This is a genomic window from Mycobacterium sp., assembly GCF_032161845.1.
Lineage (GTDB): Bacteria > Actinomycetota > Actinomycetes > Mycobacteriales > Mycobacteriaceae > Mycobacterium.
Genome location: NZ_JAVRQA010000185.1, coordinates 1 through 7,151, shown reverse-complemented (window position 1 = coordinate 7,151; position 7,151 = coordinate 1). Strand labels below are relative to the sequence as shown.

At 66.5% G+C, this 7,151-nt stretch carries 7 protein-coding genes and 2 tRNA genes; 3 read left to right on the top strand and 6 right to left on the bottom strand.

Features of this window, described 5'->3' with window-relative positions:
- The first annotated feature begins 27 nt into the window (after positions 1-27).
- The 3 genes from QOD90_RS10660 to QOD90_RS10650 all read left to right on the top strand — a co-directional run bounded on the left by QOD90_RS10660 (position 28) and on the right by QOD90_RS10650 (position 1,634).
- Positions 28-110, top strand: a tRNA-Leu gene (locus tag QOD90_RS10660).
- Positions 111-594: 484 nt separating this feature from the next.
- Entirely contained in the window at positions 595-1,521 is a 927-nt protein-coding gene (locus tag QOD90_RS10655) for a DUF7161 family protein (protein WP_526349393.1), read from the top strand.
- Between the two features lie 24 nt (positions 1,522-1,545).
- Positions 1,546-1,634 (top strand) — tRNA-Gly (locus tag QOD90_RS10650).
- A gap of 120 nt (positions 1,635-1,754) precedes the next feature.
- On the opposite strand, the gene QOD90_RS10645 is transcribed toward QOD90_RS10650, so the two are convergent.
- The 6 genes from QOD90_RS10645 to QOD90_RS10620 form a co-directional block, all read right to left on the bottom strand.
- Positions 1,755-2,018, bottom strand: coding sequence for a phosphopantetheine-binding protein (locus QOD90_RS10645; RefSeq protein ID WP_526349395.1), 264 nt, complete (start codon positions 2,016-2,018; stop codon positions 1,755-1,757).
- 92 nt (positions 2,019-2,110) lie between these two features.
- Entirely contained in the window at positions 2,111-3,946 is a 1,836-nt protein-coding gene (locus QOD90_RS10640; protein ID WP_526349392.1) for a fatty acyl-AMP ligase, read from the bottom strand.
- Positions 3,947-4,098: 152 nt separating this feature from the next.
- Complete coding sequence (locus QOD90_RS10635) at positions 4,099-5,013, bottom strand: MBL fold metallo-hydrolase (protein WP_526349390.1); 915 nt, start codon at positions 5,011-5,013, stop codon at positions 4,099-4,101.
- A 111-nt stretch (positions 5,014-5,124) separates the two neighbouring features.
- Positions 5,125-5,334, bottom strand: coding sequence for a hypothetical protein (locus QOD90_RS10630; protein ID WP_526349388.1), 210 nt, complete (start codon positions 5,332-5,334; stop codon positions 5,125-5,127).
- Positions 5,335-5,416: 82 nt separating this feature from the next.
- Positions 5,417-6,430, bottom strand: a complete 1,014-nt coding sequence (locus QOD90_RS10625; protein WP_526349386.1) for a squalene cyclase — start codon at positions 6,428-6,430, stop codon at positions 5,417-5,419.
- A 45-nt stretch (positions 6,431-6,475) separates the two neighbouring features.
- Positions 6,476-7,151: M56 family metallopeptidase (locus QOD90_RS10620; protein WP_526349384.1), on the bottom strand; the 676-nt coding region annotated here is incomplete at its 5' end.

Genomic DNA, 7,151 nt, shown 5'->3' with positions numbered 1-7,151 from the left:
CTGCGTGATAGTCTCACCCGGTTGTTGGGGCGAGTGGCGGAATGGCAGACGCGCTGGCTTCAGGTGCCAGTGTCCTTCGGGACGTGGGGGTTCAAGTCCCCCTTCGCCCACAATGAGCGGTTCTACGAACCGCAGCGCTAAAGGTCACGAACTCGCAAGAGGTCGTGGCCTTTGTGTTTGGCGGGATGGCGTTGTCGGTGACCCTACGGCCGGCCGCGGGGGACTTGGCGGAGTAGATCCCGAGCAGAGTTTTGTATCGCCTTCTCTGTTGGTCAGCGCCGCCAGTGCGGCGTCCGCGGCATTCGAACGAATCGGCAGGTGCTCGGCGACGACCTGTACTACGGGAGCAGAACCGGTCGGGCGCTGGGCGATCATCACGCGGCTGGGTTCCACCGCGATAACGGTGCGCGTTGGTTCATGGGATCCAGTGCCGGCGCCGATGGTGGCCACCGTGGCTGCAGCCGTGACGGTCCCCGTTGACACGGTTCCTCCCCGGACGACAACCAGACGTTGAGGGTTTGGCGCTGAGCCCAGCCGGTGAGAACGCCAGTCTGTCGAGCTGTTGTGGGATTGGCCATCAGCAAGAATGGCTCGATGCAGCTTCTCGACACGATTGCGACGATTCTGCTGTTCATCGTGTTGATCGGATGGGTGGGGCTATCCATCTATGCCGGCGCTATGAGCGTCATGCTCAGCGACAGCGGTGCACCGGGGATCGCACTCATCGGCGTGGTTCTGGCTGTCGTTGGGATCCCGCTGTCGGTGATCGTCGTGTACGTCGTCGCCGTGGTGCGCGCGTGGCACGCGGACGGCTACACGTTCTACTATCCGCTTGTCGCGTTCGTCGTGGGTACGGCGGCTGCTGCTCTCTCGCTGTGCGTCGGCTGGGGGCTCCTTGCACTCGGCGTTCACCTTCACGGAACCGACGGGGAGCGTCGTCGGGAGGGCAAGGCCAAGCAACCGCGCGAAGTGGGGAGCTCGGCGGAAGCAGAGGTCCATCCCGTCGAGATGGCGACGACATCTGCCCCACCGAGGGTGCTGACGTTCGAGATGACGCACGAATTTCGCGAGGGGTCTCTCTTCGTGGAACTCGGGATAGAGCGAGTGACAGGTCGCCGATATCTGAAAACCCCGATGCCGCAACGCAATGGGGAGTGGGAGGAGTACTACGGCATCGACCTTGAGGAGTACGAGAGATTCGCCGCTGACGCCAAGGAGGCGCATGGGTTCGCTGCCGAGTGCCGCCGCCAAGAACACCCGACCCGATGGATGTTCTGGCCTGGGGCCCGGGCGCCCGAGCCAATCACTGTCGGCCGGACACGTCTGGCCAAGAAGCGGGCGATCTTGCTGACCGATCACCCCACCAATTCCTCGGGCGCTCCCGTCCAGGGCCTTCCCGTCGGAACCCCGTTCGTCCGGATCGTGGATAGCGGCGTCGATCTAGAATGCGACGTGCAGGTGCGATTACCGGCAGTGGACAGCCCCGTCGTCTCCATCGCCGCCGACCAGTTGGGCCTGTAGGACGGCGCTACCACTCGCATCTCGGGAGGCGTGGCAGAACGGTGTTGCAGCTCGTTGCCAGCGAGCCGCCGCGTACTCGCGGCCGGGGATTTCGAATCCCTCCGCCTCCGCCAAAGCTCCTGTAGCGCAATGGATAGAGCGCCAGGCCGCGACCGACGCCAACCGGCTCGCCGCACTGCTCGGCCGGTCAGCCCTCAGCTTCACCGACTTCATCCACGATCACCGCGCTGACTTCAGCGCGGAGGCGACTCAACGCTCAAGGCATGCTGAAGATAGAGCACCGCGTCGCCGACGGTGCGCAGCGTCAGCAACCCCTCGGCGGGCGAGACGATGCCGTGCTTGTCCTCAAGGCGCACCGCGATCTCGGTGGCCGACAGCGAGTCGACGCCCAGTTCTTCGATGAAGGCCTTCTCGGAGGTCACCTCGCGCGGGTCCAGTCCAGTGACCTCTTCGATGACCGACACCAGGATGGCGTGAACCTCTGCGCACGTGAGCATTTCGGAGCGGGGCGGGGCCTCCACACCACTCCAGATCGCGGCGACGGGCCGGTCGAAGAAGGACGCCACCCGCTCGTTGAGTTCCTCTTCGGTCATTGGTTGAACGCACCATCGAGGTACCGGCTTCTGCAGGCGTAGCGGGCCAATTTGCCGCTGGTCGTGCGGGGGATCGCTCCGGCCGCCACCAGGTGCACGTCGGCGACTCCGAGAGCGTGCCGGCGGGAGACCGCCGCACGGATGGCCTCGACGATCGGCTCCGGGCCGGCGCGGCCTGCGCCGACGGCACGTTCGGCGATGATGACCAGCCTTTCGGCGGTGTCCTTGGTCGTCGCGTGCGGTAACTCGTTGGCAGGTACCGAAAACGCCGCGACGAAACCCGAGCGCACCGCTGCGGAGGATTCCGATACCGTCGCTTCGATGTCCTGCGGGTAGTGGTTGCGGCCGTCGATGATGACGAGGTCTTTGATCCGGCCGGTGATGTACAGCTCGCCGTCGAGGTAGACGCCGAGATCGCCGGTCCGCAGCCAGAACGCGTCCGACGGGGAGCCATCGGCATGGCTCGCGCCGCTCTCGAGTCTCGATTGCAACTTGTTCTTGAAGACGAGTTCGGTCTCGCGGTCGCGGCCCCAGTACCCGGCGCCGATGTTGTCACCGTGCAACCAGATTTCGCCGACCCGGCCGTCGGGAAGCTCCGCCCCGCTGGCACCGTCGGCGATCACGGCCCACTGACCGATGATCACCTGGCCGCAGGAGACCTGCGGAACCGCTTGCGGCGCATCGGCTGTCACCACGACGGCGCGGCCGTCTGCCAGCAGTTTGCGGTCGAGGTGAATCGCGGTGGCTCTGGCGTCGGGGGCGATCGTCGCGACGGACAACGTGGCCTCCGCCATGCCGTACGACGGCTTGATGGCCGTCGGCGGCAGCCCATAGGGCGCGAACGCTTCGGTGAAGCGCTCGATCGCACCCATGGTGACGGGTTCCGACCCGTTCAGCAGGCCGACGACGTTGCTCAGATCCAGCGATTCGCCCTCGGGCGGTAAACCACGTTGGGCGGCAAGGTCATACGCGAAGTTCGGCGCGGCCGCGAAGGTCCGGCCGAGGGCGGCTTCGGCGGCCAATTGTTTGATCCAGCGGTGCGGTCGCCGGACGAAGGCCAACGGCGACATCAGCGTGATGTAGCCCCCGCACAGCGCCGGGAACATGATCATCAGAAGGCCCATGTCGTGATACAGGGGAAGCCAGCTGACGCTGCGGATCTTCGTATCGAGTCCACCGGCGATGATCATCTGCACGACGTTGGTGCACACCGCCCGGTGGCTGATCTCGACACCGGCGGGCGTGCGCGTCGAGCCCGAGGTGTACTGCAGGTAGGCGATGTCGTCGCTGTCCACCGCGACGGGAGTGAAGGTGCTGCCCACCGAGTCTGGAAGTGCGTCAACGGCGATCACCCGAGGGCGGTGCCGCGGAGAGCGATTGCGCAAGAAGGCGTTGACGGTCTCGGCGGCCGCCACCGTGGTGAGGACCACCGCGGGTTGGGCGTCGGTGAGCACCGCGTCGAGGCGCTCGGTATGGCCGGGCAGCTCAGGCGCGAACAGCGGCACCGCGATGTTGCCTGCGCTGACCGCGGCGAAGAAGCTGACGACGTAGTCCAGACCTTGCGGGGCCAGAATCGCCACCCGGTCGCCGGGGGCGGTGAGCTGCTGAAGTCGAGCACCGACCGCGCGGACCCTGGCGCCGAGCTGCGCCCAGGTCAGTTCGATCGCGGCGCCGTCGCGATCGACGGTGTAATCCAGGTAGCGGTAGGCGGGCGTGTCGCCGAGCGTGGCGATGTTCCGGCCGAGATAGGAGGGCAAGGTCGCGCCGGCAGGCAGCGCGATATTGCCCAGTACATCGAGGTGGTCCTCGATCTTGATTTCGGATGAAGACATGTTGTTGTGCGAGGGATCCCGACCCATACCGGAAACGTTAGCTGTTCTACCAAAAATCCGCCGGGTCGTATCGCCGTGGTTCTAGACACACGACGGGGTCGGATATGGCTTACGTCTCAGTAAACGGTCGGGACCCCTCGCCCAATCAGCGGTCAGTAATCCCAGGCGGCAGGGACGAAGCGGAAGGCGTCGCCGGCGACCGCCACGTGGCAGACCGACGGGAACGGCAAGTGAGTGGCCACGAGTTGCTCGCCGGTCGCCGCCAGCTCCCGTAGCAGACCGACTCGGACGCGCGCCGCTTCCTCGGGGTCGTGCTCGAAACCGTTCTGCCACTGAGGGTTGTCGAACCCGACCTGGAACACGGCGTCACCGGCGAACGTCAGTCGTTCGCCACCGGACTCCAGGCGGACGATGCTGTGCCCTGGGGTGTGACCGCCGGTGCGCGATAGAAGTACACCCGGCGCCACCTCGTACTCCGTCTCGAAGGTCTGCATCTTGCTGCGGTACATCTCCAAGAACCGCGATGCGGTCGTCCGGAGCACGTCCGGAATAGGCGCAGGCATGACGGTGCGGGAGAAGTCGGGCGACGCCCAGAACTCGGCCTCCGCAGAAGCCAGGTGGACCCGCAGGTCCGGGCGCAGCCGGCCGCGCAGCCCGTCGGCGAGCAGCCCACCAACGTGGTCCATGTGAAGGTGAGTGAGCACCACGTCTGTCACCGATGAGGGCTCGATGCCGGCGGCAGCAAGTCGCATCGCCAGTTGCCCGGCCTTCGGGAAGCCCGGAAACTCCAGCCCCAGACCGGAATCGATGAGGATGGTCCGGTCACCGCTGCGCACCACCGCGACGTTCAGCGGCCAATCGAGGACGTCCGGTGGCAGGAACATCTCCTCCAGCCAGGCAGCCAGGTCCGCCGAGTCGGCGTTGGTGGCCAACGTCGACGTCGTGATCGGCAGCACCCCGTCGCTGATCACCATCACGTCGATCTCGCCGACCCTCAGCGCGTAACGCGACGGGACCAACTCGTCGAGCCCCGGCCTCCCGAGGTGTGTGGCGTTGTCCAAGCTCATGTTCTTCTCCTCCTGCGCAGCTCAACCGAAGGCGTGTGGGGAATCACCTGCCTTTCCCGTCGAACGCCCCCCGGCGGCGGGATTCATCCAGAGATCGTCACCTGATCCCGGTCAGTCCAGTTCGACGTTCCGGCGATGCACGCCAACCTGAAACTGCTTGGGCCCCCAGAGTGTCTCCAATGCGAAGTGAATGGTCTTGGGCTTGCCCAGCAGTGTCGTGGCCACGACGGTCCCGGTCGAGCCGGCAGGCACCTCCGGCACGTTCATGCCGGTGATCTCGCTGCGGGCGGTCACGGTGTCGCCCTTCTTGTAGCGCTTCACAATCCCTCCCCGCGAAAGTCGAGTCCGAAACTCCATGTACAGAACATCTTTGGGGGAGTGCGGCCCGGAATGCAACCGATTTTCACGAAGGTGGCGGGGTCCTTGAGGCGTCATCGAGACGAACGTGCGCGTCCCACCAGTCGAGCACGCGTATCCCAGACAAGGTCAACCACTTCGACGGCTCGCCTTCGGGGACGTCCACGTCGAACCACACCCGTCCGGGCAGCACGTCGGTCTGGATCCACGTCCCATCGGGCCGTCTCGCGGCACGGATGAGTGCGATCGCATCCGCCATCCGTGGGTCGGGCGCCGTGCCGGCGAAAAGCGACCGTTGCCTGAAGTACTCGGCGGCGTTCAGCACGGTGTAGGACCACCGCATCGGGTACCGGAATCGATCGACCCACGGTGCCACCGGTCGTCCCGTCGACAGGCGGCGGAACAGTCCGCGCGTCAGCAGGTACTCCTCACCGGAGTGTCGGGCCGCGCGCGTCGCGTCGGTGCCACCAGTGGCGGCGTCGTAGTCCAGTAGTCCCTTGAGTGCGTTGAGCGTCGAGTGGAACGACGAGCGCGTGGAACCCTCGACCCACTCGCAATTCCACCCCCCGTCGGCCAGCCGATGCTCGACGAACCAGTCGACGATGCCGGTGATGTTCGCCCCTAGCCAGAGTCCGTTCGAGACGGTCCAGGCGTTGATGCAACAGTCCACCTCGCCATCCCAGTAGGCCAGATCCTCGTACTCCCATCGGCTGTTGGCGGCCAGGAGTTCTGCGGTGCCGCGTTCGCGGAGGACGGTGGAGTCGAGCCCCCATTCACGCAGTGAGTTCAGCGTCCAGGTGGTTGCCGTCCAGGGTTGCCCGGCGCCGTCGGCGGCTTCGGGGCCGTCAAAGTCGAAGTCCGAGGGGAAGAATGCGCCGCCGGCCCACTGGCCGTCGGGGTCTTGGCACGCCAGCAGGCGCGCTCCGAAACCCTCCGTCGCAATCCTGGCTCGCGTGTTCTCCCACACCTCACGGGGTTCGTGCGTGATGTCGCGCTCGACCTGCCAACGCAGGGCCGGGTCGGAGTCCAGGAGCCAGTTCGTCAGGGGCGCTGCCACCATGCGCCAACCATAGGGGCCGCCCAGTCGAAGGACGGCCGGTATCGCCTACGCGAAGCAGGCCACGGCACCTGACAGCGACAGTGCAACGATGGCCAGTGGTGCTGCGGCCATCGCCGCCACCGGGCCGCTCAACGTGACGTGGGTGCCGATCTGAGCCAGGCCCTTCTGAGGGTCCAGGAGACGCTCGGCGCGGACGAGCACGGCAACACTCGCAGCGGCCAGGCCATGGGCCGGGGCATCAGCACCCGACAAGGTCAACAGGCCCGCCAGAAGAGGCCGATGACCGTGCCGACGGGCCGCGGCATCATCGGCGCACATCTCGAGCAGCGAGCACGTTTGCGCGGCGGCCGTGGCGAACAGCCCAATCCGGGGCAGCGCCGCGGCCAGGCCACGGACCGCGGCGACGAGGTAGGCGTGGCGGCCGTCGAGGTGGGCACGTTCGTGGGCGACCACGGCCGCCAGCTGCGTTCCGTCGAGCGCCGCGAGGGCGGCAGTGGTTACGACGATCGCCGGCGGGCGCCCCGCCACGCAGTACGCCGCAGGCTCGGCTGCGTCGATGATCACCACGTCGCCACCGGCTGACCTGCCGACCAGGCGGACGGCGTCGGCATGCTCGAAAGTGTGTGCGCGCATACGGTTCACGGCGCGGCCGACGCGGACGACAACGGCAACCACACTTGCCACGGCGACGATCACCGCGCCTGACGCGACGACGCTCGCC

Excerpts from the sequence above, each read along its gene's own strand:
- QOD90_RS10655 (WP_526349393.1), top strand. The coding sequence starts at position 595 with ATGCAGCTTCTCGACACGATTGCGACGATTCTGCTGTTCATCGTGTTG.
- QOD90_RS10645 (WP_526349395.1), bottom strand. The coding sequence starts at position 2,018 with ATGCTCACGTGCGCAGAGGTTCACGCCATCCTGGTGTCGGTCATCGAA.
- QOD90_RS10640 (WP_526349392.1), bottom strand. The coding sequence starts at position 3,946 with ATGTCTTCATCCGAAATCAAGATCGAGGACCACCTCGATGTACTGGGC.
- QOD90_RS10635 (WP_526349390.1), bottom strand. The coding sequence starts at position 5,013 with ATGAGCTTGGACAACGCCACACACCTCGGGAGGCCGGGGCTCGACGAG.
- QOD90_RS10625 (WP_526349386.1), bottom strand. The coding sequence starts at position 6,430 with ATGGTGGCAGCGCCCCTGACGAACTGGCTCCTGGACTCCGACCCGGCC.